Source organism: Microbacterium oleivorans NBRC 103075 (assembly GCF_001552475.1).
GTDB classification, from domain to species: domain Bacteria; phylum Actinomycetota; class Actinomycetes; order Actinomycetales; family Microbacteriaceae; genus Microbacterium; species Microbacterium oleivorans.
The window spans coordinates 482,570-508,570 of sequence record NZ_BCRG01000001.1 but is presented as its reverse complement, the minus strand read 5'-3'; the positions used below and the strand labels follow the sequence as shown (position 1 = coordinate 508,570).

General features: G+C 69.9%; 25 protein-coding genes. 13 read left to right on the top strand and 12 right to left on the bottom strand.

What is annotated here, in order from left to right:
* From aspS to MO1_RS02315, 6 genes are all read left to right on the top strand, one after another.
* The gene (gene aspS / locus MO1_RS02340; protein ID WP_036310198.1) at positions 1-1,341 is read left to right on the top strand and encodes an aspartate--tRNA(Asn) ligase; all 1,341 of its coding nucleotides are present in this window, start codon (positions 1-3) and stop codon (positions 1,339-1,341) included.
* 90 nt (positions 1,342-1,431) lie between these two features.
* Complete coding sequence (locus tag MO1_RS02335; protein ID WP_036310199.1) at positions 1,432-2,604, top strand: mechanosensitive ion channel family protein; 1,173 nt, start codon at positions 1,432-1,434, stop codon at positions 2,602-2,604.
* Positions 2,605-2,717: 113 nt separating this feature from the next.
* Positions 2,718-3,845 carry an ABC transporter substrate-binding protein gene (locus MO1_RS02330; RefSeq protein WP_036310200.1) on the top strand — a complete coding sequence of 376 codons (1,128 nt, stop codon included), beginning with the start codon at positions 2,718-2,720 and terminating at the stop codon, positions 3,843-3,845.
* On the top strand, positions 3,842-4,747 hold the full coding sequence (locus MO1_RS02325) for an ABC transporter permease (RefSeq protein WP_370670631.1): 906 nt from the start codon (positions 3,842-3,844) through the stop codon (positions 4,745-4,747). The genes MO1_RS02330 and MO1_RS02325 overlap by 4 nt, the downstream gene beginning before the upstream one ends.
* Positions 4,744-5,547, top strand: a complete 804-nt coding sequence (locus tag MO1_RS02320; protein WP_060915111.1) for an ABC transporter permease — start codon at positions 4,744-4,746, stop codon at positions 5,545-5,547. The genes MO1_RS02325 and MO1_RS02320 overlap by 4 nt, the downstream gene beginning before the upstream one ends.
* Positions 5,544-6,659, top strand: a complete 1,116-nt coding sequence (locus MO1_RS02315) for an ABC transporter ATP-binding protein (RefSeq protein WP_060915110.1) — start codon at positions 5,544-5,546, stop codon at positions 6,657-6,659. The genes MO1_RS02320 and MO1_RS02315 overlap by 4 nt, the downstream gene beginning before the upstream one ends.
* A 9-nt stretch (positions 6,660-6,668) precedes the next feature.
* Here MO1_RS02315 and MO1_RS02310 read toward each other — a convergent pair whose 3' ends face one another.
* The 5 genes from MO1_RS02310 to MO1_RS02295 form a co-directional block, all read right to left on the bottom strand.
* Positions 6,669-6,968 (bottom strand): Dabb family protein, encoded by a 300-nt coding sequence (locus MO1_RS02310; RefSeq protein WP_036310211.1) that lies wholly within the window; start codon positions 6,966-6,968, stop codon positions 6,669-6,671.
* Positions 6,965-7,222, bottom strand: a complete 258-nt coding sequence (locus MO1_RS02305; protein WP_081416964.1) for a glutaredoxin family protein — start codon at positions 7,220-7,222, stop codon at positions 6,965-6,967. The genes MO1_RS02310 and MO1_RS02305 overlap by 4 nt, the downstream gene beginning before the upstream one ends.
* Before the next feature lie 96 nt (positions 7,223-7,318).
* Entirely contained in the window at positions 7,319-7,417 is a 99-nt protein-coding gene (locus MO1_RS14410; protein WP_003792170.1) for a 30S ribosomal protein bS22, read from the bottom strand.
* Positions 7,418-7,499: 82 nt separating this feature from the next.
* The gene (locus tag MO1_RS02300; protein ID WP_036310216.1) at positions 7,500-7,691 is read right to left on the bottom strand and encodes a helix-turn-helix domain-containing protein; all 192 of its coding nucleotides are present in this window, start codon (positions 7,689-7,691) and stop codon (positions 7,500-7,502) included.
* 101 nt (positions 7,692-7,792) lie between these two features.
* A complete protein-coding gene (locus MO1_RS02295) occupies positions 7,793-8,197 on the bottom strand; it encodes an ArsR/SmtB family transcription factor (protein ID WP_060915109.1) in 405 nt (134 codons plus the stop codon).
* 68 nt (positions 8,198-8,265) lie between these two features.
* Here MO1_RS02295 and MO1_RS02290 point away from each other — a divergent pair, with 68 nt between their 5' ends.
* Positions 8,266-9,708 (top strand): TrkH family potassium uptake protein, encoded by a 1,443-nt coding sequence (locus MO1_RS02290; protein ID WP_060915108.1) that lies wholly within the window; start codon positions 8,266-8,268, stop codon positions 9,706-9,708.
* Complete coding sequence (locus MO1_RS02285) at positions 9,701-10,372, top strand: potassium channel family protein (RefSeq protein ID WP_036310225.1); 672 nt, start codon at positions 9,701-9,703, stop codon at positions 10,370-10,372. Before MO1_RS02290 ends, MO1_RS02285 begins: the two co-directional genes overlap by 8 nt.
* A 20-nt stretch (positions 10,373-10,392) precedes the next feature.
* Here MO1_RS02285 and MO1_RS02280 read toward each other — a convergent pair whose 3' ends face one another.
* Positions 10,393-10,893, bottom strand: a complete 501-nt coding sequence (locus MO1_RS02280) for a MarR family winged helix-turn-helix transcriptional regulator (RefSeq protein WP_036310226.1) — start codon at positions 10,891-10,893, stop codon at positions 10,393-10,395.
* Between the two features lie 62 nt (positions 10,894-10,955).
* Between MO1_RS02280 and MO1_RS02275 the strand changes: the two genes are divergently transcribed.
* Positions 10,956-12,224 (top strand): MFS transporter, encoded by a 1,269-nt coding sequence (locus tag MO1_RS02275; protein WP_036310227.1) that lies wholly within the window; start codon positions 10,956-10,958, stop codon positions 12,222-12,224.
* A 6-nt stretch (positions 12,225-12,230) separates the two neighbouring features.
* Here MO1_RS02275 and proC read toward each other — a convergent pair whose 3' ends face one another.
* Positions 12,231-13,064, bottom strand: coding sequence for a pyrroline-5-carboxylate reductase (gene proC, locus MO1_RS02270; RefSeq protein ID WP_060915107.1), 834 nt, complete (start codon positions 13,062-13,064; stop codon positions 12,231-12,233).
* 60 nt (positions 13,065-13,124) lie between these two features.
* On the opposite strand from proC, the gene MO1_RS02265 reads away from it, so the two are divergent.
* Complete coding sequence (locus MO1_RS02265) at positions 13,125-14,237, top strand: alpha/beta fold hydrolase (protein ID WP_060915106.1); 1,113 nt, start codon at positions 13,125-13,127, stop codon at positions 14,235-14,237.
* Between the two features lie 3 nt (positions 14,238-14,240).
* Here MO1_RS02265 and tadA read toward each other — a convergent pair whose 3' ends face one another.
* Entirely contained in the window at positions 14,241-14,669 is a 429-nt protein-coding gene (tadA, locus tag MO1_RS02260) for a tRNA adenosine(34) deaminase TadA (RefSeq protein WP_036310709.1), read from the bottom strand.
* A gap of 67 nt (positions 14,670-14,736) precedes the next feature.
* Here tadA and upp point away from each other — a divergent pair, with 67 nt between their 5' ends.
* On the top strand, positions 14,737-15,369 hold the full coding sequence (gene upp, locus MO1_RS02255) for a uracil phosphoribosyltransferase (protein ID WP_036310231.1): 633 nt from the start codon (positions 14,737-14,739) through the stop codon (positions 15,367-15,369).
* Here upp and MO1_RS02250 read toward each other — a convergent pair.
* On the bottom strand, positions 15,354-18,896 hold the full coding sequence (locus MO1_RS02250) for a TM0106 family RecB-like putative nuclease (protein WP_060915105.1): 3,543 nt from the start codon (positions 18,894-18,896) through the stop codon (positions 15,354-15,356). The two genes, upp and MO1_RS02250, sit on opposite strands and share 16 nt — an antisense overlap.
* 77 nt (positions 18,897-18,973) lie before the next feature.
* Between MO1_RS02250 and MO1_RS02245 the strand changes: the two genes are divergently transcribed.
* Both MO1_RS02245 and MO1_RS02240 read left to right on the top strand, forming a co-directional pair.
* Positions 18,974-21,040 carry an NAD(+) synthase gene (locus MO1_RS02245; RefSeq protein WP_036310233.1) on the top strand — a complete coding sequence of 689 codons (2,067 nt, stop codon included), beginning with the start codon at positions 18,974-18,976 and terminating at the stop codon, positions 21,038-21,040.
* Between the two features lie 23 nt (positions 21,041-21,063).
* Entirely contained in the window at positions 21,064-21,621 is a 558-nt protein-coding gene (locus MO1_RS02240; protein WP_036310234.1) for a nucleosidase, read from the top strand.
* A gap of 27 nt (positions 21,622-21,648) precedes the next feature.
* Here the strand turns inward: MO1_RS02240 and MO1_RS02235 are convergent, their stop codons facing one another.
* From MO1_RS02235 to MO1_RS02225, 3 genes are read right to left on the bottom strand one after another with little or no spacing between them, the layout of a single operon-like run.
* Positions 21,649-21,828 carry a hypothetical protein gene (locus MO1_RS02235; protein WP_036310235.1) on the bottom strand — a complete coding sequence of 60 codons (180 nt, stop codon included), beginning with the start codon at positions 21,826-21,828 and terminating at the stop codon, positions 21,649-21,651.
* A gap of 36 nt (positions 21,829-21,864) precedes the next feature.
* Entirely contained in the window at positions 21,865-24,834 is a 2,970-nt protein-coding gene (locus tag MO1_RS02230; RefSeq protein WP_060915104.1) for an AAA family ATPase, read from the bottom strand.
* Positions 24,831-25,979, bottom strand: a complete 1,149-nt coding sequence (locus MO1_RS02225; RefSeq protein ID WP_060915145.1) for an exonuclease SbcCD subunit D — start codon at positions 25,977-25,979, stop codon at positions 24,831-24,833. Before MO1_RS02225 ends, MO1_RS02230 begins: the two co-directional genes overlap by 4 nt.
* Positions 25,980-26,001 lie beyond the last annotated feature (22 nt).

The window sequence follows — 26,001 nt, the reverse complement described above, 5'->3', positions numbered from 1 at the left end:
GTGAGCGAACGCACCCTTGTCGAGCAATTGCAGTCCCGTGAAGACGGTCCCGTCACGATCTCCGGATGGGTCGAGACCGTCCGCGATCAGAAGAAGGTGCAGTTCGTCATCCTGCGCGACGAGACCGGCGCGGTGCAGCTGGTGAACCCCGCGACGCGTCCCGCCGAGGACGGCAGTGAGCAGGATGCCGCGGCCCTGGCGCTGACGGATCTCATCTCGAACCTGTCGACCGGCACCTTCCTCACCGCGACCGGCGAGCTCAAGCACGACGAGCGCGTCAAGCTCGGCGGCGTCGAGATCAAACTCGCCGCCCTCGACATCGCCGCCGCGGCCCTGCCCGAGACGCCGATCGCCGCGGACTCCGGCCTCGACAAGCGCATGGACTGGCGCTTCATCGACCTGCGCCAGCGTCGCAACAACCTCGTCTTCCGCGTCCAGACCACCCTCGAGCACGCGATGCGCAGTTACTGGGTGGAGCGCGACTACATCGAGGTCCACTCCCCGAAGCTCATGGCCTCGCCGTCGGAGTCCAACGCCGAGCTCTTCGAGGTCCCGTACTTCGAAGACAAGACGGCGTACCTCGCGCAGAGCCCGCAGTTCTTCAAGCAGATGGCTCAGGTCGCCGGCTTCGGCAAGATCTTCGAGATCGCCCCCGCCTTCCGCGCCGACCCCTCCTTCACATCGCGCCACGCGACCGAGTTCACCTCGATCGACGCCGAGATCAGCTGGATCGACTCGCATGAGGACGTCGCGAAGATGCAGGAAGAGCTCCTGCAGACCGCGATCCGCGCCGTCGCCGACAAGCACGGCGACGAGATCAAGGCCCTGTTCGACATCGACGTGGTGGTCCCCGAGCTGCCCTTCCCGCGGATCCCGCTCGCCGAGGCGCGCGAGATCGTCGCGGCCCGCGGCTACGAGATCCCCCGTACCGACGGCGACCTCGACCCCGAGGGCGAGCGTCAGATCGCGGCCCACGTGCAGGAGACCTACGGTCACCAGTTCGTCTTCATCACCGATTACCACCCCGCGATCCGCGCTTTCTACCACATGCGCGACGAGGAGACCGGGCTGACGAAGTCGTACGATCTGCTGTTCAACGGCGTCGAGATCACGACCGGCGCGCAGCGCGAGCACCGGGTCGACGTCCTGATCGAGCAGGCGAAGGAGAAGGGTCTCGACCCCGAGCACCTCGACTTCTACCTCGACTTCTTCCGCTTCGGCGCCCCGCCGCACGGCGGTTTCGGCATGGGCCTCGCGCGCGTGCTCATGCTGCTGCTCGGCCAGGAGTCGATCCGCGAGGTCACCTACCTCTTCCGCGGCCCGACCCGCCTGGCACCGTAAGACGGGACACGCCCGTCGCGCGGCGACGGTTCGGCATCCGCTCATCCGTCGCCGTATCGTGGCTGACTCTTCGACAGAAGGGTGAGCCTCATGTGGGATCGCTGGATCGACTTCGGTGTCGCGGTACTCATCGGCATCGCGGCGGCGACCGTCGTGGCCGTCGTTGCGACGATCGCGCTGGCAGTCGTCGCCCGCCGCCGTCGATGGGCAGGTGTCCTCAGCCGGCAGTCGCGCGCCCCCTTCCGGATGCTGCTGCTCGCGGTGGCCTTCTGGGTCGCCGTCCGGGTGGCCTTCCCCGATGAGACGTGGCGCGGCATCCTCGGTCAGATCCTCACGATCCTGATCATCGCGGCGAGCGCGTGGCTCCTCGCCTCGCTCGTGGTCGTCGCGACAGACGTCGCACTCGGTCGATATCGGATCGATGTGCCCGACAACCGGGTGGCGCGCCGCATCCGGACGCAGACCCTCGTCGTCAGACGCCTCGCGATCGCGATCATCATCGTGATCGGGATCGGCGCCGTCCTCCTCACCTTCGACTCGGTGCGCGCCATCGGTGCGAGCGTGCTCGCGTCGGCCGGAATCGCATCGGTCGTGGCGGGCCTCGCCGCCCAGTCCGTGCTGGCGAACGTCTTCGCGGGTCTGCAGATCGTCTTCAGCGACGCGCTGCGGGTCGACGACGTCGTCGTCGCCGAGGGCGAGTGGGGTCGGGTCGGCGAGATCACTCTGAGCTACGTCGTCCTCGACCTCTGGGACGACCGGCGCCTCGTGCTCCCCTGCACCTACTTCACGACCACCCCGTTCGAGAACTGGACCCGGCGGGGGTCCGAGCTCCTCGGCGCGGTCGAGATGGACCTCGACTGGAACGTCTCCCCCGCCCTCATGCGGACAGAGCTCCGCCGAGTGGTCGAGCGGACCGAGCTCTGGGACGGCCGGACGGCTGTGCTGCAGGTGACCGACGCCGTGGCGGGTTACGTGCGCGTCCGCATCCTCGTCACGGCGAAGGACGCACCGACGCTCTTCGACCTCCGCTGCCTCGTCCGCGAGGCCATGGTCGCGTGGGTGCAGGAGTCCCTGCCGCAGGCGCTTCCCGTGCAGCGTGTCCTGATGACGGATGCCGCGGCCCCCGCCTCGCGGCCTCGGACAGATCCGACACCGACGAGCGACGGCCTGTTCACCGGTAGCGCCGAGGCGGAGCGGCGCGCGAACACCTTCACGAACGCGATCCCCGTCCTCCGCGAGGACGACCCGGAGCCGTCGACGTAGCGTCACCGCTCGTTCACGTGCCGGGGGCCCGCGGGTCACCGGCCGGCCGTAGCTTCCCCTCGTCCCCCCAGTGTCGCGAGCCCGCGCACGCTGGAGCACCCGAGAGGAACCGCATGTCCCGCATGTCCCGGCGGCGAGCCGCCGTACTCGCCATCACCACGATCGCCGCACTGTCCCTGGCCGGTTGCGCCACCGGCGCCGAGAACGCCTCCGGCGAGAAGCCCGCCGCGGCCACGGCGAAGAGCGTGAGCGACCTCGGCGGGTTCGCCAAGCTCGAAGAGGCCGCGAAGGCCGAGGGCGCTCTGAACGTCATCGCCCTTCCCCGCGACTGGGCGAACTACGGCGAGATCCTCGATCTGTTCGCCCAGCGCTACCCGGAGATCGCCATCACCGAGCAGTCGCCCGACTTCTCGAGCGCCGAGGAGATCACGGCCGCCAAGACGAACGAGGGCCTCGACACCGCGCCGGACGTCTTCGACCTCGGGCTGACCGTCGCCCTCCAGAACACCGACCGTTTCGCGCCCTACAAGGTGCAGACCTGGGACGACATCCCGGCTGAGCTCAAGGAGCCGACGGGGCTCTTCGTCGGCGACTACGGCGGGTACATGTCGGTCGGCTACGACTCTGCGAAGTTCGAAGCGCCCACCCAGCTCACCGACCTCCTCGGCGAGAAGTTCCGCGGCTCGGTCGCCATCAACGGCGACCCGACCCAGGCCGGCGCCGCCTTCGCGGCGGTGGGCCTCGCGACCGTGCAGTCGGGCGGCAAGCTCGATGACTTCCAGCCCGGGATCGACTTCTTCTCGAAGCTCGACAAGGCCGGCAACATGCTCAAGCTCGATGTCACGAGCGCGACCGTCGCCAGCGGTGAGACGCCGGTCGTCTTCGACTGGGACTACCTCAACGCCGCGCACACGGCCGACGTCCCCACCTGGAAGACGGTCGTCTTCGACGGCGTCGGATACGCGGGTTACTACAACCAGGCCATCAACGCCGACGCCCCGCATCCTGCCGCCGCACGTCTGTGGCAGGAGTTCCTCTACAGCGACGAGGTGCAGAACCTCTGGCTGAAGGGCGGCGCACGTCCCGTCCGGATGGAGGCGATGACGACGGCCGGAACGATCGACGCCGACCTCGCCGCCAAGCTGCCGAAGGCGCCCGCCGACACGGTCGTCCCGACCGAGGACCAGTCGACGAAGGCCGGCACGCTGCTCGGCAAGGAATGGGCGGCCGCGGTCCAGTGACCACCGTCGCACCTGCGGGGAGCCCGATCACGGGCTCCCCGCTCCCCCGCTCCCGGCGTATCGGGTGGGCGTGGCTGGGGCTCGTCCCGTTCCTCGCCTACCTCGCGCTCTTCCTCCTCCTCCCGACGATCCTCGCGGTCGTCACGGGTTTCCAGGATGGCGCCGGTGCCTTCACATGGGACAACGTCACAGCCCTCGTCGATCCTGTGATCACCGCCACCTTCTGGAACTCGACCTGGGTGTCGCTGCTTACCGCGGCGATCGGGGCCGCGGTAGGCGCGCTCGTCTGCTTCGCGATGCTGGGACTGCCCGAAACGGGTGCGATCCGCGCGTCGGTGGACGCGGCATCCGGCGTCCTCGCCCAGTTCGGCGGCGTGATGCTCGCTTTCGTCATGGTCGCGACCCTCGGCACGCAGGGGGTCATCACCCGCCTGCTGTCCGATGTGCTCGGAATCGACATCTTCTCCGACGGCGCCTGGATCTACGCGCTCCCCGGTCTCATCCCGGCGTACATCATCTTCCAGGTGCCGCTCATGGTCATCACGTTCATGCCCGCCCTCGCCGCCCTTCGCCCCCAGTGGGCGGAGGCGCACCTGACACTCGGCGGCACGCGAGCCGGCTTCTGGGCCCACGTCGGCCTTCCCGTCCTCGCACCGTCTTTCCTCGCGAGCTTCCTGCTCCTGTTCACGAACGCGTTCTCGTCGTACGCGACCGCGGCAGCCCTCGCAAGCCAGGGCTCGTCGATCGTGCCGCTGCAGATCCGCACCGCCCTCACGAGTGAGACCGTGCTGGGCCGCGAGAACCTCGCCGGTTCGCTCGCGCTCGGCATGGTGCTCGTCGTCGCCGCAGCGATGCTCGTCTACAGCCTCGTCCAGCGACGCGCATCGAGGTGGCAGGCATGAGCCGGTCGCCCCTCGCCCCCTCCCGCACGACGCGGTGGGTCATCGGCATCCTCGTCGGTGCGGTGTTCGCGGTCCCCTTCGTCGCGACGCTGCTGTTCACCCTGACCGCAGCGGACGGTTCGCTCACACTCGACCGCTGGGCGGCACTGTTCGATCCCACCCGAGCTGCGGCCTACCGCCCGGTCTGGACCGGACTGGTCAACTCGCTCATCCTCGCGGTCGTCACGGTCGCCATCGTGCTGGTCGTCCTCGCCCCGACGATGGTGCTCGTCACCCTGCGTTTTCCCGGCATGCGTCGGGCATTCGAGTTCCTCGCCCTCCTGCCGATCACGATCCCCGCGATCGTCCTGGTCGTCGGCCTCGCGCCGATCTACCTGACGATCGGGCGGACCCTCGGCACCGGGGCCTGGACGCTCGCCTTCGCGTACGGCATCGTGGTCCTCCCGTTCGCCTACCGCTCGATCCAGGCTTCCATCGACGCCGTCGACCTCCGGACGCTCGCCGAAGCGGCACGCACACTGGGAGCGAGCTGGCCGACCGTGCTGCTGCGCGTCATCGCGCCGAACCTGCGGCAAGGGCTGCTGGCGGCATCCCTCATCACCGTCGCCGTCGTCCTCGGCGAGTTCACGATCGCGTCGCTCCTGAATCGTCAGGTGCTGCAGACGGGGCTCGTCCTCATCAACAAGCAGGATGCCTGGGCCTCCGCGATCTTCACGCTGCTGGCACTCGCCTTCGCCTTCACCCTCCTGCTCATCATCGGCCGCGCGGGACGCGTCGGCGCCGGAAGGAACACTCCATGACCATCGACGCGACAGCTGGCGCCCGGGCGCTGCCCCGCACCGCCGACAACCACCTTCTCGCTGCTGCGGGTGACGGCACGCGCGTCGCGTTGCGCGGAATCGTCAAGGACTACGGCGCCACGCGGGTACTGCACGGCGTCGACCTCGACATCGCCCCGGGCGAATTCGTCTCGCTGCTGGGTCCGTCCGGATGCGGAAAGACGACCGCGCTCCGGGTGATCTCCGGGCTCGAGGAGGCGACGGCCGGCACCGTGTCGTTCGGGGGCACCGACGTCTCGAGGACGCCGACGAACAAGCGCGACATCGGCATGGTCTTCCAGGCCTACTCGCTCTTCCCGCACCTCCGCGTGCTCGACAACGTCGCCTTCGGCCTCCGGCGGCGGCGAGTGGATGCCCGAACGTCACGTCGACGGGCGGGCGAGGCTCTCGAGCTCGTCGGCCTCGACCACCTCGCGGATCGCTATCCGCACCAGCTGTCGGGCGGCCAGCAGCAGCGCGTCGCGCTGGCGCGGGCGCTCGTCACCGAGCCCCGCGTCCTGCTCCTCGACGAGCCGCTGTCTGCGCTCGACGCGAAGGTCCGCGTGCAGCTGCGCGACGAGATCCGCCGCATCCAATTGCGCCTTGGTACGACGACCGTGTTCGTCACGCACGACCAGGAGGAGGCCCTCGCGGTTTCGGATCGGATCGCCGTCATGGACGCCGGTCGCATTGAGCAGATCGGCACCCCCGAGGAGCTCTACCTGCGCCCGGCGACACCGCGCGTGGCCGCGTTCATCGGCCTGTCGAGCTCGGTTCCCGGTGTCGCCTCCGGCGGCGCCGTCACGGTGTGGGGCACGAAGATGCCGGCTCAGACCACGGTGCCCGACGGAGAGGTCGACGTCCTCCTCCGCCCCGAGCACGTCCGGCTGGTCGGGGCCGGGCTAGGCATCGGGGCCGTCGTCGAGGAGAGCACGTTCCTCGGCAGCATCCGCCGCTCGCTCGTCCGCACCGACGACGGAGCCCTGGTGCGCATGCAGCACCCCGCGGCCGAACGCCTCGAGTTCGGCGAGCGGGTGCGAATCGCCGTCACCCCGGTCCCCGTTGTCGCGTCGACGCGCGCGACCTCGCCCTGACGCCTCGCGTCAGACGGTGAAGTCGACGGCCATCCGATCACCGGTCACGCGGCGGATGTAGGCGGCGACCTCCTGGTGGGCGGGATGCTTCTGGTAGGCCTCGAGCGCGTCGAGATCATCGAGGTCGATGACGAGCGCGACATCCGCGTTGACCTCAGGAGCAGCGACGTTCCCGCCGACGGTGAGCGAACGGATCGCCGGCACGACACCCATGAGTCCTTCGAGCAGTCGCACGACCTCGGCGGCGTGCGCGGCCCGCGTCTCGGCATCGTCCGCCGCCATCTTCCAGATCACCACGTGACGGATCATGCCGTGGCCTTCGCGCTGAGAGCCGTCCGCAGCCGGTCGGCCGAGAGCCGCCAGTGCGCGTGCAGGTCACCGTCGATCAACACGACGGGGATCTTCTCCCACCAGGTCGCGTAGAGGGCGGGGTCATCGGCGATCGACAGCTCCTCGACGTCCACCTGGCCTTCGGGGAGGTCGGCGACGACGGAGTCGACGATCTCGCGCGCGACGTCGCAGAGGTGGCAGTCCGGTTTGGAGATGAGGGTGAGTGCGGTCACGGCATCCATTCTCCCTCGGGAATGCACCTCACGGACGCAACACGAAGCGCCCCGACGACCGGCGAACCGGTCGGGGGCGCTTGTGTGCGGTGCCGCTTACTTCTTGTTGCGGCGCTGGTGGCGGGTCTTGCGAAGCAGCTTGCGGTGCTTCTTCTTCGCCATGCGCTTGCGGCGCTTCTTGATGACTGAACCCACGGTAAACCTCACTAAGTAGGGGTCTGGACGCCCGGTGTCGGCGTCCGGGAACGGCAGAACGGAAAAAATGCCTCGGATCAGTCTAGCCGACGTCAGCGATGGGACGTTGCAGGGCTGCGGTGACCGCGGATTCGGGGACACGATAGCTGCGGCCGAAGCGCACGGCCGGGAGCTCGCCCGAGTGGACGAGTCGATAGACGGTCATCTTCGAGACGCGCATGAGGTCAGCGACCTCTGCAACCGTGAGAAAGCGCACATCCGAGATGTCCGACATGTGTGTCCCCTTTGAATTTTTCATCCCCCGCGAATTCCTCCACATTAGGGGGTCGCTGGGACGCGTGTAAACCTGTGTGACTCGTGGGGCCGAGCGAGGACTCAGCGGCCCGGCAGCTTGTTGAAGACGCTCGCGACAGCGTGCTTCGCCGAGGCGGCCGCGCGCCCGACCACATCGGCGGCGTGGGCGGCGCTCTCGGTCAGGCCCGTCGCGGCGGCGAGGCCGTCGTCGTCGAGGGCGAAGAAGGGGAACAACCAGTCGTCGACGACGTCGAGCGGCTCGGGCGACAGGCTGTAGTACCGGTGCTGGCCGTCTTCGCGGACCGAGACGAGGGATGCCTCTCGCAGTACTTTCAGGTGCTTCGACACCGTCGGCTGGCTGACTCCCAGGGCGGTGACGATCTGCGAGACGCTCGTCCCCTTCTCCCCGGAGGCCCCGCGTTCGCGCAGGAGCTGGAGGATGTCCCGACGGGTGCCGTCGGCGATCACGTCGAAGATGTCCGCCATGGCATTAGGTTAGCCCGCCCCGCGCGCGGGAGTACCATGACAACGATCCGAATCAGGAAGGGGCGCGGATGACGGGCTTAGCCGTCGACGAGCGCGCCCAGCGGGGCGGACCGGCGTGGTATCGACGCGCTTTCTCGGCGATGCGCGATCTCGCCACCGCATCCCCATCCCGTTTCGCCGTCCTCATCTTCTCTGCCCTGATCCTGCTCTTCACGGCGCTGTTCTCGCTGCCGATCATGGCCTCCGACGGCCGCGTGACGCCCCTACCGGACGCTCTGTTCACGGCCGTCTCGACGATCTGCGTCACAGGCCTCGCGACGGTCGACATGGCGACGCACTGGTCGCCGCTCGGTCACGTCCTCGTCTTCATCGGCGTCAACGTCGGCGCGCTCGGCGTGCTGACCCTCGCATCGATCCTCGGCCTCGTCATCTCGAAGCGCCTGGGCCTACGCGCCAAGCTCCTCGCCGCCGGCGACAGCAACCCCATGCGCGCCCACGGCGGACCCGTGAACGAAGGTCAGGCCGTCCGCCTCGGCGAGGTCGGCCAGCTACTCGCGACCGTCGCACTGTCGACGCTCGTCATCGAGGCCGCACTCGCCGTCCTGCTGTATCCGACGCTCCTCGCCAGCGGCGTCGATCCGCTCACGGCGCTGTGGGAAGCGCCCTACTACTCGGCGATGGCGTTCACCAACACCGGCTTCGCTCCGAACGCCGAGGGCCTCGCGCCGTTCGCGCAGAACTACCTGCTCCTCAGCATCCTCATGGCGGGTGTCTTCCTCGGCTCGATCGGCTTCCCCGTCATCTACGCGCTGTGGAAGCACCACTGGCACGTGCGCCGGTGGTCGCTTCACGTCAAGCTCACGCTCATCACGACGGTCGTCCTGTTCTTCGTGGGGGCGCTCTCCTTCGTCATCCTCGAATACGGCAACCCGAAGACCTTCGGAACACTGGATGCCTGGGACACGACCTTCCAGGCCCTGTTCCTCTCTGCGATGACGCGGTCCGGCGGGTTCTCGATCATCGACATCGGCGAGATGCACGAGTCCTCCCTCGTCGTGGGATCGATGCTCATGTTCGTCGGCGGCGGCTCGGCCTCGACGGCCGGTGGCATCAAGGTGACGACACTCGCCGTCCTGGCGCTCGCGGTCTGGTCCGAGGCCAAGGGCCGCCCGAGCGTCTCGGTGTTCGGCCGCCGCATCCCGAGCGACGTTCAGCGGGTCGCCCTCTCCGTCGTCGCCTGGGGTGCCACGATCGTCGCGCTGTCGACCATCACGATCGCGCATCTGACGAGGGCGCCGCTCGACGAGGTCCTCTTCGACGTCGTGTCGGGCTTCGCGACCGTGGGGCTGTCGACCGGACTCACGCAGGAGCTCCCCGACCCCGCCGTCTTCGTCATGGCCGTCACGATGTTCATGGGGCGCGTTGGTACAGTGACACTCGCCGCGGCGGTGGCCGCGACCAGCCGAACGCAGCACTATGCGCTGCCCGTGGAAAGGCCCATCGTTGGTTGAGCAGTTGCGCAGCGATTCGCCCGTCCTCGTCATCGGACTCGGTCGCTTCGGCGCCGCGTGCGCGGGCGAGCTCGACCGACTCGATCGCGACGTGCTCGCGATCGACGACAGTCTCGACCTTGTGCAGAAGTGGTCCGAGCGCGTCACGCACGCCGTGCAGGCCGACGCGCGCAACATCGAGGCGCTGAAGCAGATCGGCGCGCAGGACTTCCAGGTCGCCGTCGTCGCCGTCGGGTCGTCCATCGAGGCGTCCGTCCTCATCACGGCGAACCTCGTCGACCTCAAGGTCCCGCAGATCTGGGCGAAAGCGGTCTCGCAGTCGCACGGCAAGATCCTCGCCCGAGTCGGCGCCAACCACGTCATCTACCCCGAGCGCGAAGCCGGTGAGCGCGTCGCGCACCTCGTCAGCGGCCGGATGCTCGACTTCATCCGCTTCGACGACGACTTCGTCCTCGCCAAGATGTACCCGCCGCGCTTCATCCGCGGCGTCGGCCTCAACGAGTCGGGCGTCCGCTCGAAGTACAACGTCACCGTCGTCGGCGTGAAGAGCCCCGGTAAGCCCTTCCGCTATGCGGAGGCGACCACCGTCGTCACCAACCACGACCTCATCATCGTGTCGGGGACGAACTCCGACATCGAGCGATTCGCCTCGCTCGACCGCTGATCCGGCGGCGTTGATCCGGATCAGGCCTCGCGCTGCGCGTTCGCGAGCAGGCGGGCGAGCAGACCGGCGAGCACCTGCTGCTCGTCGTCGCTGAACCCGTCGAGCAGTCGCGCATCGTGTGCGAGTGCGCGGGGCATCTCGCGCTCGACGAGGTGACGACCGGCATCCGTCAACGACAGCTGCACGGCACGACCGTCGCGGTCGGAACGCTCTCTTCTGATGAGCCCCGCGGATTCGAGCCGGCTCGTGAGCTTGGTCGTGGCGGCACCGCTGAGCATCGTCTCGGCCGTGACCTCGCTGGCGCGGAGCGGCCGGCCGGTCCGCGCCAAGGCGCAGAGCACGTCGAACTCCGACCGCGAGACCCCGCTCTCCGTGAGCAGGCGCTCGATCTGCGCCGTGGCCAGCGTGCTCGTGCGGTTGAGGCGCCCCCACACGTCGACCGGCGACGTGTCGATCTCGGGCATCGTCGACGCCCAGGCGGCTCGGATGCGGTCGATCAGGTCGGCGGGGTCGGTCACCATTCCACTCTAGCGACGTGGACGAAGTTAATTCACTGGTAAAACATCGGTGTAGCATATGAGGAATGACCGCCCTCGACACCGGAACCGTCCCGACCTCCTCCGTGACACGCGCGGAGCCCGAACAGCAGCGACTCCTGTCGCAGCCGCCCGCCGTCTGGGCGATCGCTTTCGCCGCGATGGTCGCGTTCATGGGGATCGGCCTCGTCGGCCCTATCCTCCCCACCGTCGCAGCCGATCTGGATGCGACGCCGGTGCAGACGTCGCTGCTGTTCACGAGCTACCTCGCCGTGACCGCGTCGGCCATGTTCTTCACGAGCTGGCTGTCGACACGGATCGGCACCCGCGCGGTCATGATCCTCGGGCTCGCGGTGATCGCGCTCGCGGCCATCGGGTGCGCTCTGTCGACCAACGTGGGTGAACTGATCGGCTTCCGAGCCGTCTGGGGTCTCGGCAACGCCCTCTTCCTCTCCACCGCCCTCGCCTCGATCGTCTCGGCATCCGGTGGACGCAGCGAGCACGCCGTCGTCTTCTACGAGGCGGCACTCGGAATCGGCCTCGCGGTCGGCCCGCTCCTCGGCGGACTGCTCGGACAGATCGGCTGGTTCGCACCCTTCTGGGGCACGGCATCCCTCTTCGCCGTCGGCGTCGCGGCGCTCCTCGTCCTCGTCCGTGACCGCGGACTCGCCGCACAGCGAAGCTCGGTCAGCGCACCGTTCCGGGCCTTCGCCGACCGCGGGCTGCTCGCCATCAGTGTCGTCGCCTTCCTCTACAACGCCGGCTTCTTCGTCACCCTCTCGTACACGCCCTACGCCCTGGAGCTGCCGGCCGTCGGCATCGGCCTCGTGATGATGGGGTTCGGCATCGGCCTGGCCATCGCGGGCGTCCTCATCGCGCCCCGACTGACGCGGCGGTACTCGGTCGTGTGGGTCCTGTTCTGGTTCCTCGTCGCCTTCGCCGCGACCCACGTCGCCGCAGCGCTGAGCGCGGGGTCGCGTCCGCTGCTCGTCGTGTGCGTCGTCCTCCTCGGCATCGAGATCGGAGCCGTGAACACGATCCTCACCGAGGCCGCCATGGAGGCGACCACACTGCCTCGAGCCGTCGCCAGCTCGGCCTACTCGGGCTTCCGATTCTTCGGAGGAGCAATCGGCGCACCCGTCGGCACCGCCCTCGCGGTGTTCGGAGTCGGGGCGCCCTATGCCGCCGCGGCGGTATCGGCCGCACTCGGCGCTGCGCTCCTGTTCGCCCTCCGCCACCTCGTGGTCCGGGCAGACCACACCGCGGACCTCAGCGAGCGGACGACGGCCGAAGACCTCACCCTCGGCGAGGCCTGACCCTCGTCAGACGCCGGTCGCGAGCTCGCGGGCGCGGGACAGGGCGGCATCCGTCGCCTGCGAGAACAAGCCGTCGAGGTTGCCCGTCTGCAGGACTCCGATGGCGCGCTCGGTCGTGCCCTTGGGGCTCGTGACGCGGCGTCGGAGCTCGGCCGGGTCCTCGCCACTCGCGGCCAGGAGTGCGGTCGCCCCGATGAAGGTCTGCTCCGCCATGAGGCGCGCGTCGGCTTCCTCGAATCCCTTGCCACGGGCGGCTTCGGTGAGCGCTTCGACCAGCAGGAAGACGTAGGCGGGGCCGGATCCCGAAATCGTCGAGAGCGCGTCGATCTGCCCCTCGGGCACCTCGATGACGACCCCGCACGTCTCGAACAATCGACGAACGAGAGCGACGTTCTCGGGCGACGCAGATGACCCCGCGGCGAGGCCGGTGACAGCCTTTCCCACGACGGCGGGAGTGTTCGGCATGGAGCGGATGACGGGGACGTCGGGACCGACGATCGTCTCGAAGGTCTCGATCGTCACTCCTGCCGCCAGGCTGACGACGATCGTCCCCGGCCGCAGGGACTCGGCGATCTCCCGCAGGAGGTCGGGGACCATGGCCGGCTTCACACCGACGAGGACGATGTCAGCGGATGCCGCGGCATCCGTGTTCGCCGACGGAACATCCGCGAGCGCAACGCTCGTCACCGTGTCGAGTCCGTCGAGTTCGCGCGCCTTCGCGGCGGTGCGGTTGGTGACCGTGACCGACACGGCCTGACCGGATCGCGCGAGGCCCTGCGCGATCGCACCTCCCATCGAACCGGCTCCGAGGATGGCCACAGGCGGGAGGTGGTGCGTCATGCCCCCATCCTGTCATCCACCTCCTCGGCGCGACGCAGGAGCCCGGCCTATCATCGGCTCATGGCACTCCTCGACGGAATCACGTCCCGCATCATCGACACCGATCGCCTGAGCGTGAACATCCTCGAGCGCGCGGGCGACGACCCGGCCGCGGCTCCCGACCGCACCGTCGTGCTGCTCCACGGAGCACTGTCGTCGGCGCTCGTCTGGCAGGAACTCATGCAGGACCTTCCCGCGGAGTTCCGGGTCGTCGCGATCGATCTCCGCGGATTCGGCGGCACAGAGCACATGCCCGTCGACGCGCGTCGTGGCGTCCGCGATCTGAGTGAGGACGTCGCCGCCACGCTCGCCCTTATCGACATCCAGGCGCCTCACCTCGTCGGCTGGGACCTGGGCGGCGCGGTCGCTCTGCAGTTCGCGCTCGATCACCCCGTGCAGACAATCCTGCTCGAGTCCCCGGTCTCGCCCTACGGCGTCGGCGGCACGCGACTCGACGGAACGCGGCTGACGGACGACGACGCCGGTTGCGGTGGAGGAATGGCGAACGCGGAGTTCGTGAGGCGACTGACGGCGCGCGAGGCCGATGCCGAATCACCCACGTCGCCTCGGAGCGTCTTTCGCGCATCGTTCGTCGCCGAGGACTTCACGACGGAGCACGAGGACATGTGGGTGGAGGCGATGCTCTCCACTTCGACCGCGACCGGCAACTACCCGGGCGAAGCGGTGACGAGCCCGCACTGGCCCGGATACGCACCCGGCCGCTTCGGCATCCTCAACGCACTCGCACCGTCGAACTTCGACGTCTCCGGGATCGTCGATCTCGCGGAGAAGCCGACGATCCTCTGGATGCGCGGAGTCCTCGACCTGCTCGTCTCCGATACGTCGTTCTCCGACCCGAACCACCTCGGCGCGCTCGGCATCCTTCCGGACTGGCCGGGCGCCGACGTCGCCCCCGCCCAGCCGATGGTGTCGCAGACCCGCGAGGTGCTCCGCCGCTACACGGATGCCGGGGGTACCGCCACGGAGCTCGCGCTCCCCGGCGTCGGCCACACGCCCCACCTCGAGCGGCCCGCGGTCTTCCGCCGCGCGCTGCTCGAGTTGACCGGGTACATCGGCTCGCCGGCATCCCCCGCCCCTCCGACCGAGGCGATCATCCTCAGCTCGTCGGACTGACGCTCAGCGCTTCTGACCGAAGAAGTCGCGCAGCAGGGCGGCCGACTCCTCGGCGCGGACGCCGCCGAGGACTTCGGCGCGGTGCGGCATCCGTCGGTCGCGGAGCAGGTCGTGGATCGAGCCGGCAGCGCCTGCCTTCTCATCCCAGGCGCCGAACACCACGCGACCGATGCGCGTCTGCAGGATCGCGCCGGCGCACATGACGCAGGGCTCGAGGGTGACGACGAGAGTGCAGTCCTCGAGGTTCCATGAACCCAGAGCGGATGCCGCGGCTCGCAGCGCCACGATCTCGGCGTGCGCGAGCGGATCGCCGTCGCGCTCGCGGAGATTGCTCCCCTCGCCGACGACGCGGCCCTCCCGGGTGACGACGGCACCGACCGGGACATCGCCGTGCCGTGGGGCTGCGGCGGCGAGGTCGAGGGCCCGGGTCATCGCCGCATCGTCGGCGGCGGGGACGGGCAGGCTCACGAGGTCAGCGTAGCCCCGGTACCCTGGGCACATGCGTGTGCATGTCGCCGACCACCCCCTCATCACCCACAAGCTCACGGTGCTGCGCGACAAGCGCACGACATCGCCGGTCTTCCGCCAGCTGACCGAGGAGCTCATCACGCTTCTCGCGTACGAGGCCACTCGCGGCGTCCGCGTCGAGGAGATCGAGATCGACACACCCGTCACGCGGACCACGGGCCTGAAGATCAGCGAGCCGCGGCCGCTGGTCGTCCCGATCCTCCGCGCCGGACTCGGCATGCTCGAGGGCATGACGACGCTCCTCCCGACCGCCGAGGTCGGCTTCCTCGGTATGGCGCGGAACGAGGAGACCTTCGAGCCGTACACGTACGCCGAACGTCTGCCCGACGACCTCAGCGACCGCCAGTGCTTCGTGCTCGACCCGATGCTGGCCACCGGTGGCTCGCTCGGCGCGGCGATCGACTTCCTGTTCGCGCGCGGCGCGCAAGATGTCACCGCGGTCTGCATCCTCGCGGCACCCGAAGGCGTCGCCGCGATCGAGAAGCAGGTCGGCGACCGCGATGTCACCCTCGTCCTCGGGGCGCTCGACGAACGCCTCAACGAGAAGGGCTACATCGTGCCCGGCCTCGGCGACGCGGGCGACCGGCTCTACGGGACGGTCTGAGTCGGGACGGTCTGAGACGGCACCGTTTGACCCGTTGCCGATGACACCGGTGACAGGGCGCCGTCGACCCCGACGAGGCGCGCGAACGCGCTGAGTCGGGCCACGCCGTCCGGCGTGCGTGGCAGATCGTCGAGCAGTCCGGTGCTGTAGACGACGTACGCCGTGTGCATCGCGCGCGAGACCGCGACGTTGATGCGGTTCTGCAGCAGCAGGAACTCGAGACCGCGAGGCGCATCGCGCCCGGACGAGGCCGCGAGCGAGACGATCACGACAGCCGCCTCCTGGCCTTGAAAACGGTCGACCGTTCCCACGCGTACGCCGGCGAAGCCCGCTGCGACGAGGGCTTCCTCGACGATCACCTGCTGCGCGTTGTACGGCGTGACGACGATGATGTCCGTCGCCTCGAGCGGGCGGGTGTCGCCGTCGACCCACGGCGTGCCCTCGAGATCGCGGACGATACGAACAACCTCGTCGGCCTCCTCCGGCGACTGCGTCGCGTTGCGTGTGTGCGTGAGGGGAACCGGGATGACTCCCGCCGGAACGCCCTCGAGCCGGCGGAGCGCCGTGTCGGGATGTGCCTCGAGCTTTCCTTCGTACGCGAGCTGAGACACGGGCTCGGCGACCTCGGGTCGCATCCGTCGCGTGCGCGCGAGGAAGTAGCCCCGGTCGGCGGGGATCACCGCGTGATCGTCCATCACCCAGCCGAGCGCCGACGTGTCGACCGGCTCGGGGTGGGTGCCCTGACTCACCTGCGGCAGCTGCTGCGGGTCGCCGAGGAGGAGGAGTCGCTGTGCGGCGACCGACACGGCGATCGTCGAGGCGAGCGAGAACTGCCCGGCCTCGTCGATCACGAGGAGGTCGAGCGAGCGGCGGGCGACTCGACCTGAGTGGGTGAGATCCCACGCGGTGCCGCCGACGACGAAGCCCGCCGGCTGCGCCTCGATGTAGGCAGCCAGCTGGTTCTTGGCGATGACGGTGTAGCTCTCCAGGCCGGTGGCCGGCCCCTTGGGCGCCTTCGCGACCTGCGCGGCATCCAGTCCCGCCTCGACGATGCGCTCGAGCATGTGCTCGACGACGTTGTGCGACTGGGCGACGACTCCCACTCGGAACCCACGCTCACGGACGAGCCGCGCCACGACGTGCGACCCGACGTAGGTCTTGCCGGTGCCGGGAGGGCCCTGCACCGCGAGGTAGCCGTCGGTCACGCCGGCGAGCGCCGCCGAGATGTCGGCGACGTCGTCACCGGTGCGCGGCAACGGGGTCTCGCGACGCGGTGGGCGGCGAAGGAGCAGGTCCGTCGCCGGGTCGGTCGGAAGCGCCGGGGCGGCTGCGAGGACGGCATCCGCCCACTCGTCGATCGCCGCCTGCTGACTGCCGGCCCGCGGAGGCGACGGCGGGGTGAGGGCGACGGGAAGCTCCTGCCACGTGAAGCCCTGGTACGCGTTCTCCTCGATCACGACGCCGTCGTCGAGGACGTCGACCACGGAGATCGATCGCGCGGCGTGGATCCACCGCGGGCTCGTCTCGATCGGGAACGGCGCGGGAAGCTCGTAGACCGCGTACGGGCTCTGCCCGACCGTCATCCGTGTGCCGGGTGCGAACTCACCTCTTATCTCGAGGACGCGCCGGACGGCCGTGAGACCCTCCGGGCGGTGCCAGTCCGTGAGGACGCGGCAACGGTCCCTGTCGACCACGACGACGTCGCGCGTGTCCTCCCAAACCGAGACGGGTTCCCGGAGGCGGAGGAAGTGCGTGGCCCAGAACGTCTTCGCCTCGCGCGGGTAGTAGTCGATGGCCGCCGCTCCGAGTCGGAGCGCCTGTGCGACGGACTCGTCCTCGGAGTCCGCGGCGAAGCGCGCGAGCGCCTCCGCGCGGGGCGACGGCTCGTAGACGGCCTCCCCGGCATCGGGCTCCCGCGACGGCACGAGATTCGCTTCACGAGCGCGGTCGACGAGCCAGTCGCGGAGGCGTCGCGTCGAGACGCAGTCATAGCGGTTGTAGTCGGCGAGGTCGTCGAGGATGATCCGGGCAGCGGCCGCGTCACCGGCATCCTGCAGCGTGCGGGCCTCGACGTAACGGACGATCGAGTCGTCCCCGCGCTGCACGTCGCTCGTGCGCACCTCGTCGCCCATGTAGAGCGGCTCGAGCTTCTTGATCGAGTACGACCGGGAGCCCACCCGGAGTGCGCGACGGACGATCGGGTACAGGTCGACGAAGACCCCGTCGCGCAGGAGCCGGTCGACGGCGGCCTCTCCCACGCCGTGCCGCGCCGCCATGGCGAGCAGGTGGGTCGGCTCGTAGGGGGCGTAATGGTAGATGTGCAGCCCCGGGTGTGTCCGCCGGCGGAGCGCGACGAACTCGAGGAACTCCTCGAGGGCTCGCTTCTCGTCGGCGAAGGAGTGCGCCCACAGCGCGGAGTACTGCTCGGTCTCGTCGACCCACCCGAACAGGTAGTCGATCCCCCACTGCACAGCGGCACCCTCGGTGTACAACGGATCGCCCTCGAAGTCGAAGAAGAGGTCGCCGTGGTCGGGGCGCGGCAGCCCGCCGAGCGCCTTCGGAAAGACCACGTCGAACGTGGGAACGGCCGGCCCGGGTCCCTGCGGCGCGTCGTCGACGCCCCCGGCAGGGCTCTCGAGCTGCAGCCGCGCCTGCGTGCGGAGCCCGGAGAAGGTGTCCCACGACATCCGTGGCGGTGCCTCGCGGGATGCCGCGAGCTCGTCGATCGTGGTGACACCCGCCGCCCGGAGGCGGTCGCGCTGCACGGGACGCATCCCGGCGACGAGCAGCAGGTCCCGCTGGGCGACGACCTCGAGGTCGCACGTCGCGCACCGGCCGCAGGCGATTACCCGGAGATCGCCCCGGTCGTCGCCCCACGGGATCGGCTGACCCGCTGCGCCGGAAGCGACGTCGCGGTCGGCGATGAGTGAGCGGAGGCGCTCGCGTCGGAGCGAGAACACGGGCATGAGATCTCGCACGGCATGCGTCGACACGGTAGCGTCGCCGAGCAGCAGCTGCACCTCGTCGGAACGCGGAACGCCGAGGCGGTCGAGTTGATCCACGTATGCCGCGAGCTGCATGAGAGCGGTGACACGGGCGTGACGGGCCAGCTTGGTGTCCTGCACGATCCACCGGCCGTCGGCCCCGCGCACGAGGAAGTCGGCGAATCCGACGAACTCGTCGGTGGCGAACGCCGCCTGGTAGACCACGTGGACGTCGGGGTCGGCCAGAGCCGCGTCGGTGGCGGCGACCGCGGCGGCGAGGCCCGCGGCATCCGACGATCGCGTTTCGGGGATCTCGACGACCGCACCCGGATGCGCGTCGCGGTACGCCTCGTACACCCGCCGTTCGTGCTGCGTGCCGAGCCGGCCCGCGCGCTCGAGGGTGAGGTCTTCGGGGTCTTCGACCGCCGCGATCCGGCCGAGCTTCGCGTCGATCGCGCGCAGCCAGGCGAACTCGCACTCGGCTGCGGCTTTCAGGTCGCTCGCGCTCCAGACGATCCGGCCGGCGTCTTCGATGTATCGCATGATCCCCTCTCGCCTTCGACCCTAACCACCGCCTCGGACACTGCCTCCCGCGGGCGGCCACCTGACAGACTGGAGCCGTGACCCAGGACCTGCCCTACGAGAACCCCTACCGGCATGGTTTCGCGCGCATCGCCGCGTGCACGGTGCCGGTCGCGATCGCGGACCCCGCGACCAACGCCGAGACGGTCCTGCGGAGCGCCCGCGAGTGCCACGACGAGGGCGTCGCCGTCGCCGTGTTCCCGGAGCTCTGTCTCTCGGGCTACGCGATCGAGGACCTCGTCATGCAGGACGTCGTGCTCGACGCGGTCCTCGTCGCGATCGATCGGCTGGTCGCGGCATCCGTCGACCTCTCCCCCGTCCTCATCGTCGGCGCGCCGCTGCGGATCCGGAGCCGGCTCTACAACTGCGCCGTCGTGATCCACCGCGGCCGTGTGCTCGGCGTCGCACCCAAGTCGCACCTACCCACCTACCGCGAGTTCTACGAGTCGCGCTGGTATGCCCGCGGCGACGCGGCTCCCGCGGCGATGACGCTCGCAGGCAGCGAGGTGCCCGTCGGCACCGACCTGCTCTTCGAGGCGACGGATGTGCCGGGCCTCGTCGTCCACGCTGAGATCTGCGAGGACTTCTGGGTGCCGGTGCCACCGTCGTCCCACGCGGCTCTCGCAGGAGCGACCGTGCTCGTCAACCTCTCGGGGAGCCCCATCACGATCGCCCGGGCCGACGACCGTCGGACGCTCGTCCAGTCGCAGTCGTTCCGCTGCCTCGCCGCGTACGTCTACGCCGCCGCAGGTCAGGGCGAGTCCACGAACGATGTCTCGTGGGACGGCCAGACGATGATCTACGAGAACGGGATGCTGCTCGCCGAGACCGAGCGCTTCCCCGACGGGCCGCGGCACGCGATCGCCGACGTCGACCTCGACCGGCTCCGCCAGGACCGCCTGCGCCAAGGCACGTTCGACGACAACCTGCGGACCACCGGCGCCGTGGTGCGCCGGATCCCGTTCGAGGCGGCACCGGCGGCATCCGTCACCGGGCTCCGGCGCCCGCTCGATCGGTTCCCCTTCGTCCCGGACGACCCCGCTCGCCTCGATCTCGACTGCTACGAGGCGTTCAACATCCAGGTGTCCGGCCTCGAGCAGCGCCTCCGCGCGATCGGTCAGCCGAAGCCTGTGATCGGTGTCTCCGGCGGCCTCGATTCGACCCACGCTCTCCTCGTCGTGGCGCGCGCCATGGATCGCATGGGCCGCCCGCGCAGCGACATCCTCGCCTTCACGATGCCCGGCTTCGCGACCGGCGAGCACACGAAGTCGAACGCGATCGCCCTCGCCGAGGCGATCGGTGCGACCATCGAGACGATCGACATCCGCCCGATGGCGACGGAGCTGCTGGCCGGGCTCGGGCATCCGTTCGCGCAGGGCGAGCCCGTCTACGACGTGACGTTCGAGAACGTGCAGGCCGGCGCCAGGACCGACTTCCTCTTCCGCCTCGCCAACCAGCGCGGCGGGATCGTGATCGGCACGTCCGACCTGTCCGAGCTCGCGCTCGGGTGGGCGACGTACGGCGTCGGCGACCACATGGCGCACTACGGCGTCAACGCCGGCGTGCCGAAGACCCTCATCCAGCACCTCATCCGCTGGGTCATCGCGAACAGCGACCAATCCGGTGCGACCCTCACGGATCGTGCGAAGGAGGTGCTGCAGGCCGTCCTCGACACCGAGATCAGTCCCGAGCTCGTCCCGGCCGGTCAGGACGGCAAGGTGCAGTCCACCGAGAGCACGATCGGGCCGTACGCGCTGCACGACTTCACGCTCTTCCACGTGCTCCGCTACGGCTTCCGTCCGTCGAAGATCGCATACCTCGCCGAGCACGCGTGGGCCGACGCGGATGCCGGGGCGTGGCCCGCAGGCTTCCCCGTCGACGAGCGGTTCGCTTACGACCGGGCGACGATCGTTCGGTGGCTCCGGGTCTTCCTGAAGCGCTACTTCGGGTTCGCGCAGTTCAAGCGCAGCGCCGTCCCGAACGCGCCGAAGGTCTCCCCCGCCGGATCATTGTCGCCGCGCGGCGACTGGCGCGCACCGTCCGACGGCAACGCGACGGCCTGGCTCGCCGAGCTCGATGCGACCTTCCCCGGCGAGGGCGCCTGACCGACGGGTGGGATGATGGTTCGGTGAAGCTCCTCGTCGCCGCCCTTGAATCCGAACTGGTCGCCTTTCCCGAAGAGCTCCCCGGCTTCGATCGGCTCGTCACAGGCCCGGGAAAGCTGCAGGCGACGTACGCGTTGACGCGCGCGCTCGACCGCGGAACCTATGACGAGATCGTCGTCGTCGGCACGGCCGGTTCTGTGGATGCCGCGACGGTCGGTGTGCACGAGGTGACCACCGCCCTGCAGCACGATGTGTCGGACGTCGATGGGATCGCCGGCCAGCACGTGTCGCTGCCGACCACGGTGTCGATCGCGGGCCGCGAGGGCACGACCATCGCGACGGGCGACCACTTCGTGGACGACGCCGACACGGTCGAGGCGATCCGCGCGCTCGGCGGCACGCTCGTCGATATGGAGGCATATGCCTACATCTGGGTGGCGCAGCAGTTCGGGGTGCCGATCCGCATCCTGAAGGCCGTCTCGGACAACGCGCAGGACGACGCGATCACCGACTGGCGTGACGCCGTCGCGATCTGCAGCGCGCAACTGCGTGAGCGGATCACCGAGCTCTACGGCGTCTGATCCGCCTCCCGTTCACGGGCCCCAGGGTCAGGCGTCGCGGCGGCTGAACAGTGACCGAAGGATGAAGAAGACGATCAGCGCGACGACGGCGACGAGCAGGAGCTTCCCGATGAGGAAGACCGCCTTGAGCGCGATGTCCACGACGATCCATGCGATGACGACGGCGATGACGACGCCGAGAATGGTCCAGATCGTGCCCTTTTTCATGCCCTCAGCCTACGGGGCTCAATCGAGGCCGACTGCCTAGCGGACGATGCTGGGTCCTTCGGGGGTCGCTTCGACGATCAGCTGCGCGGGGATCTGCTCCTTCATGGCCTCGACGTGGCTGATGACGCCCACGACCCGTCCGCCGGCGCGCAGCTCGTCGAGCGTGCGCATCGCGAGTTCCAGGGTCTCCGGGTCGAGCGATCCGAAACCCTCGTCGATGAACAGGGTGTCGAGTCGGATGCCGCCCGCGCGGGACGTGACGACCTCGGCGAGCCCGAGGGCGAGGGCGAGGGAGGCGAGGAACGTCTCTCCGCCCGAGAGCGACTGCGGCGAGCGGAGCCGGCCGGTGTGCGCATCCTGAACCTCGATCGACAGACCGGATGCGGCGCCTCGGGCCTGCCGCGCGTCGGAGTGGTGGAGCGTGTAGCGCCCCGACGACATCTCGGACAGTCGAAGGTTCGCGGCGGCCACGATCTCCTCGAGCTCCGCGGCGAGCACGAACGTCTCGAGATCCATCTTCATCGTGTTGGGAGCGCGCCCCGCGACGGTGTCGGCGAGCCGGGTGACGACGGCGGCATCCGCTGCCTCCCCCGTCACGGCGTCGGCAGCGGCGTGGATGCTCGCGGCCAGCTCGTGGAGGCTCGCGGCGGCACTCACGGCGTCCGCGGCGGACGCGATCGCCGTGGAACGCTCGGCGGCGGCAGCATCGGCGGCGCCCCGCGCGGCCTCGAGGGCGACGTCGTCGACCTCCTCGCCGATGGTCGCGAGCTCGAGGTCGAGCCGGCGGGCCTGCGCGGCAGTCACGGCGGCGGTGTGCTCGTCGATGCGAGCGGCGAGCGCGGTGCGTTCGGCGTCGGGGAGCAGTGCCGCCAGCACCTCGTCGGCCGAGGCGAAGACAGACGCCTCCACCCGAGCGTCCCGGTCGATCACCGTCTCGTCACGCACCCGAGCGCGTTCGGCGGCGTCGCGGCGGGCGGCCACGACCCGCTGCGCGAGCGTGCGACGCTCGATGTCGGCGGTGATGCGAGCGGCCACGTTCGGGTGGTCGCCGCGCGCGGCGTCGATCTCCGTCTGACGAGCGGCCAGGGTGGCGTCGGCGGCCGCGATCTCCTCGCGGGTCGTGGCGATACGCGCCCCGAGCGCCTCGGACTCTGCTCGGGCGTCCGTGTCGAGGCGCTCGATGCCGACGAGCTCGTCGGTGAGTTCGGCCACTCGCCGAGCCGCCTTCTCGGCGGCGACGAGGCGCGTCTCGGTCTCGGTCAGGCGGTCCGCAAGCTCCTCCGGCGCTATTCCCCCCGAAGCGGCGGTCGCCGCGGAGAGATGCTCCCGAGCAGCGGTCGCCGTCTTGGCCGCGTCCTGCTCGCGTCGGGCCGCGTCATCGCGGGCGCGCTCGGCCGCCGCGAGGTCGTCGTCGGTGACGGGACGTTCGTCACTGGTCGCCGGTGACGGGTGTTCGATCGCCCCGCAGACCGCGCACGGCTCACCCTCGACGAGATCTGCCGCCAGTTCCGCGGCGTGCCCGCGGAGTCGCCGTCGCAGCAGGTCGGCGACGGCGGTGGATGCCTCGGCCGAGGCCGCGCTCGCGGTGACGTACGCCTCGTCGGCGTCCGCCGCCTCGGGGGCGATGCGGGCGAGCTTCTGAGCGGCATCCCGCTGGACCGTCAGACTGTCGCGCTCGGCGACCAGGACGTCCCGGCGGGCGGCAATCTCACGCGCGGTCGCGAGCTCAGCCGTCAGCGCGTCTCGTCGCGCCGGGACGGCGGCTCGGGTGCGCTCGATCTCGGCGCGTGCGGTGTCGAGCTCCTCGAGCGTGCCTCTACGCAAGCCCTGCGCACGGGTGAGGGCAGCGGCATCCTTCTCCGCCTCGGCGGCGGCACGGGCGCGAGCGATCTCCGCCGTCAGCGCCTCGACGATCGCGTCGAACTCGTCGTCGTCGACACCGCCGCCGGCTCGCCAGTCGGCGAGGGCGGCGTCGAGGACGGCTGCCGCGTCGGAGTGGCGGTCGACCGCCCGCGCGGCGCTCTCGACCGGAATGCGGAGGACCTCCGCAGACCGGGCGGCCTCGAGGCGGGCGCGATCGGCCGCGATCGAATCGGCGAGCGAGTCGAGCCGGTCGAGGTCGCGTCGGGCAGCATCGAGCTCCGCGAGCTGTTTGGCGAGGTCGGTGAGACGCTGCAGAGCTGCCGCGGCGGCATCCGCTCGCGCGACGGCGGCGTCACGCTCGTGCCCGCGAGATTCGACCCGGTAGTCGGCGCGCACGACGGCACGGTCGACGGCGGCGGCCCGCGCGGCCACGTCGGCGTCGGCGACATCGGCGTCTTCACCGGCGAGGCCGTGCGTTTCGATGTCACGCTCGGCGACCTCGAGCAGGGTCCGCACTCGGGAACCCTTCTCATCGAGCCGCTTCTGCGCCTCGCGCCGGCGCTGCTCGAGGGCTTCTTCGTACTGCTCGAAACGGCGCGTCCCGAAGAGGGTCCGGAGGAGCTGCTGTCGCTCGGCGTTGCCCGCGAGGAGGAACCGCGAGAACTTGTTCTGTGCGAGCAGGATCACCTGTTGGAACTGCGCAGCGCTGAGTCCCAGGATCTCATCGAGGGCGATGCCGACCTCGCGCTGCTTCGCTGCGCGACCGATCCAGACCCCGTCGACCTGCTCTTCCAGCTCCGCCCGAGCGGGTTCGAGCGTGAGACCGCCGCCGCGCTTGGCGGGCCGCTCGTACTCGGGTGACCGTGTGACGCGCCAGCGGACGTCGCCGACCGTGAACTCCAGGCGAACCTCGGTCGGGTCGGTGAGGAAGCTGTGGTCGCTGCGCAGCCGACGGTCGCCGCCCTCGTAGCGCGGAACGGAGCCGTAGAGCGCGAAGCTGACCCCGTCGAGGATGCTGGATTTGCCCGCGCCCGTGCGCCCCGAGATGAGGAACAGTCCGTCGTCGTCGAACGCGTCGAAGTCGACGACCTGACGTTCGCGGAACGGCCCGAACCCGGTCAGTTCGAGACGGTGGAGCTTCACGCCATCGCCTCCTGGCGAACACGCTCGTCGAGGAGGTCGTCGAGGATCTCGCCCTCGCGCTCCGTCGCCCCCTGCCCGTCACGCACGTGCGAGAGGAACGCCTCGACGAGTTCGCGGTCGCTCCGCGCCGCGCGGACACGCTCGACGTAACTGCGCCGCTCCCCCGAGCGGACCGCAGCGGGGGCATGTACGACCTTCGCGCAGAACGGGAACCGCTGCTGCAGCCGCCGGAGCGGGTCGGCCTCAGGAAGGGCGTCGGTGTACTCGACGCAGACCCAGGCGTCTTCGTTCACGGCGAGCGCCTCATCGGCGAGGATGTCCGCGAACGGGCCGCGCAGGGTCACGAGCCGACGCGGCACCGGCAGATCGAGCCACTGCACCTCGGCGAGCCCGTCGGCGTCGAGGTCGACGAGCCACGACCCGCGCGGCTTCGCCCCCTCGCCGAAGCTGTAGTGGAGGGGAGCCCCGGCGTAGCGCACGCCCTCTGCGAGCGTCTGCCGGCCGTGGATGTGCCCGAGCGCCGTGTAGTCGACGCCCGCGAAGGTGGCGAGCGGCACGACGTCGAGACCGCCCTGCTGGATGTCGCGCTCGAGGTGCGGCGTCGGCTCGACGCCGGCCGCGAAGCAGTGCGCGATCGCGACCGAGCGGCCACCGCGGGCGGCGAGGTCACTCCGGACGAGGTCCATCGCGCGGCCCAGGACCGCGGCCTGCGTCCGCACGCCCTCCCACTTGTGCCGGAGGAGCGCGGGCTCGAGGTACGGGATGCCGTAGAAGTGGACCGGCCCGTGGGCGTCGTCGATCGTGAGAGGTGCGCCCACGGCATCCGGGTCGGTCAGGACGTGGATGCCGTCGCGCAGCAGCCCGGCCTGGAAGCCCAGCCGCGCCGCGGAGTCGTGGTTGCCGCTCGTGACGACGACGCGTGCGCCGGTGTCGGCGATGCCGCGGAGCGTGTCGGAGAGGAGCGTGTAGCAGGACGCGGCGGGGGTCGCGGAGTCGAAGACGTCGCCCGCGACGATCACCACGTCGACCTCGTGCTCCCGCACCTGCACAATCAGTTCATCGAGCACACCGCGGAGGGCCTCGAGCGTGGAGTGACCGTGGAAGGTCCGCCCGATGTGCCAGTCGGAGGTGTGCAGGATGCGCATGCTCACACGGTAGATCGAGGCT

Coding starts and splice junctions, on each gene's coding strand:
- MO1_RS02335 (WP_036310199.1), top strand. CDS start 1,432: ATGTGGGATCGCTGGATCGACTTCGGTGTCGCGGTACTCATCGGCATC.
- MO1_RS02330 (WP_036310200.1), top strand. CDS start 2,718: ATGTCCCGCATGTCCCGGCGGCGAGCCGCCGTACTCGCCATCACCACG.
- MO1_RS02320 (WP_060915111.1), top strand. CDS start 4,744: ATGAGCCGGTCGCCCCTCGCCCCCTCCCGCACGACGCGGTGGGTCATC.
- MO1_RS02315 (WP_060915110.1), top strand. CDS start 5,544: ATGACCATCGACGCGACAGCTGGCGCCCGGGCGCTGCCCCGCACCGCC.
- MO1_RS02310 (WP_036310211.1), bottom strand. CDS start 6,968: ATGATCCGTCACGTGGTGATCTGGAAGATGGCGGCGGACGATGCCGAG.
- MO1_RS02300 (WP_036310216.1), bottom strand. CDS start 7,691: ATGTCGGACATCTCGGATGTGCGCTTTCTCACGGTTGCAGAGGTCGCT.
- MO1_RS02295 (WP_060915109.1), bottom strand. CDS start 8,197: ATGGCGGACATCTTCGACGTGATCGCCGACGGCACCCGTCGGGACATC.
- MO1_RS02290 (WP_060915108.1), top strand. CDS start 8,266: ATGACGGGCTTAGCCGTCGACGAGCGCGCCCAGCGGGGCGGACCGGCG.
- MO1_RS02280 (WP_036310226.1), bottom strand. CDS start 10,893: ATGGTGACCGACCCCGCCGACCTGATCGACCGCATCCGAGCCGCCTGG.
- MO1_RS02275 (WP_036310227.1), top strand. CDS start 10,956: ATGACCGCCCTCGACACCGGAACCGTCCCGACCTCCTCCGTGACACGC.
- proC (WP_060915107.1), bottom strand. CDS start 13,064: ATGACGCACCACCTCCCGCCTGTGGCCATCCTCGGAGCCGGTTCGATG.
- MO1_RS02265 (WP_060915106.1), top strand. CDS start 13,125: ATGGCACTCCTCGACGGAATCACGTCCCGCATCATCGACACCGATCGC.
- tadA (WP_036310709.1), bottom strand. CDS start 14,669: ATGACCCGGGCCCTCGACCTCGCCGCCGCAGCCCCACGGCACGGCGAT.
- upp (WP_036310231.1), top strand. CDS start 14,737: ATGCGTGTGCATGTCGCCGACCACCCCCTCATCACCCACAAGCTCACG.
- MO1_RS02250 (WP_060915105.1), bottom strand. CDS start 18,896: ATGCGATACATCGAAGACGCCGGCCGGATCGTCTGGAGCGCGAGCGAC.
- MO1_RS02235 (WP_036310235.1), bottom strand. CDS start 21,828: ATGAAAAAGGGCACGATCTGGACCATTCTCGGCGTCGTCATCGCCGTC.
- MO1_RS02225 (WP_060915145.1), bottom strand. CDS start 25,979: ATGCGCATCCTGCACACCTCCGACTGGCACATCGGGCGGACCTTCCAC.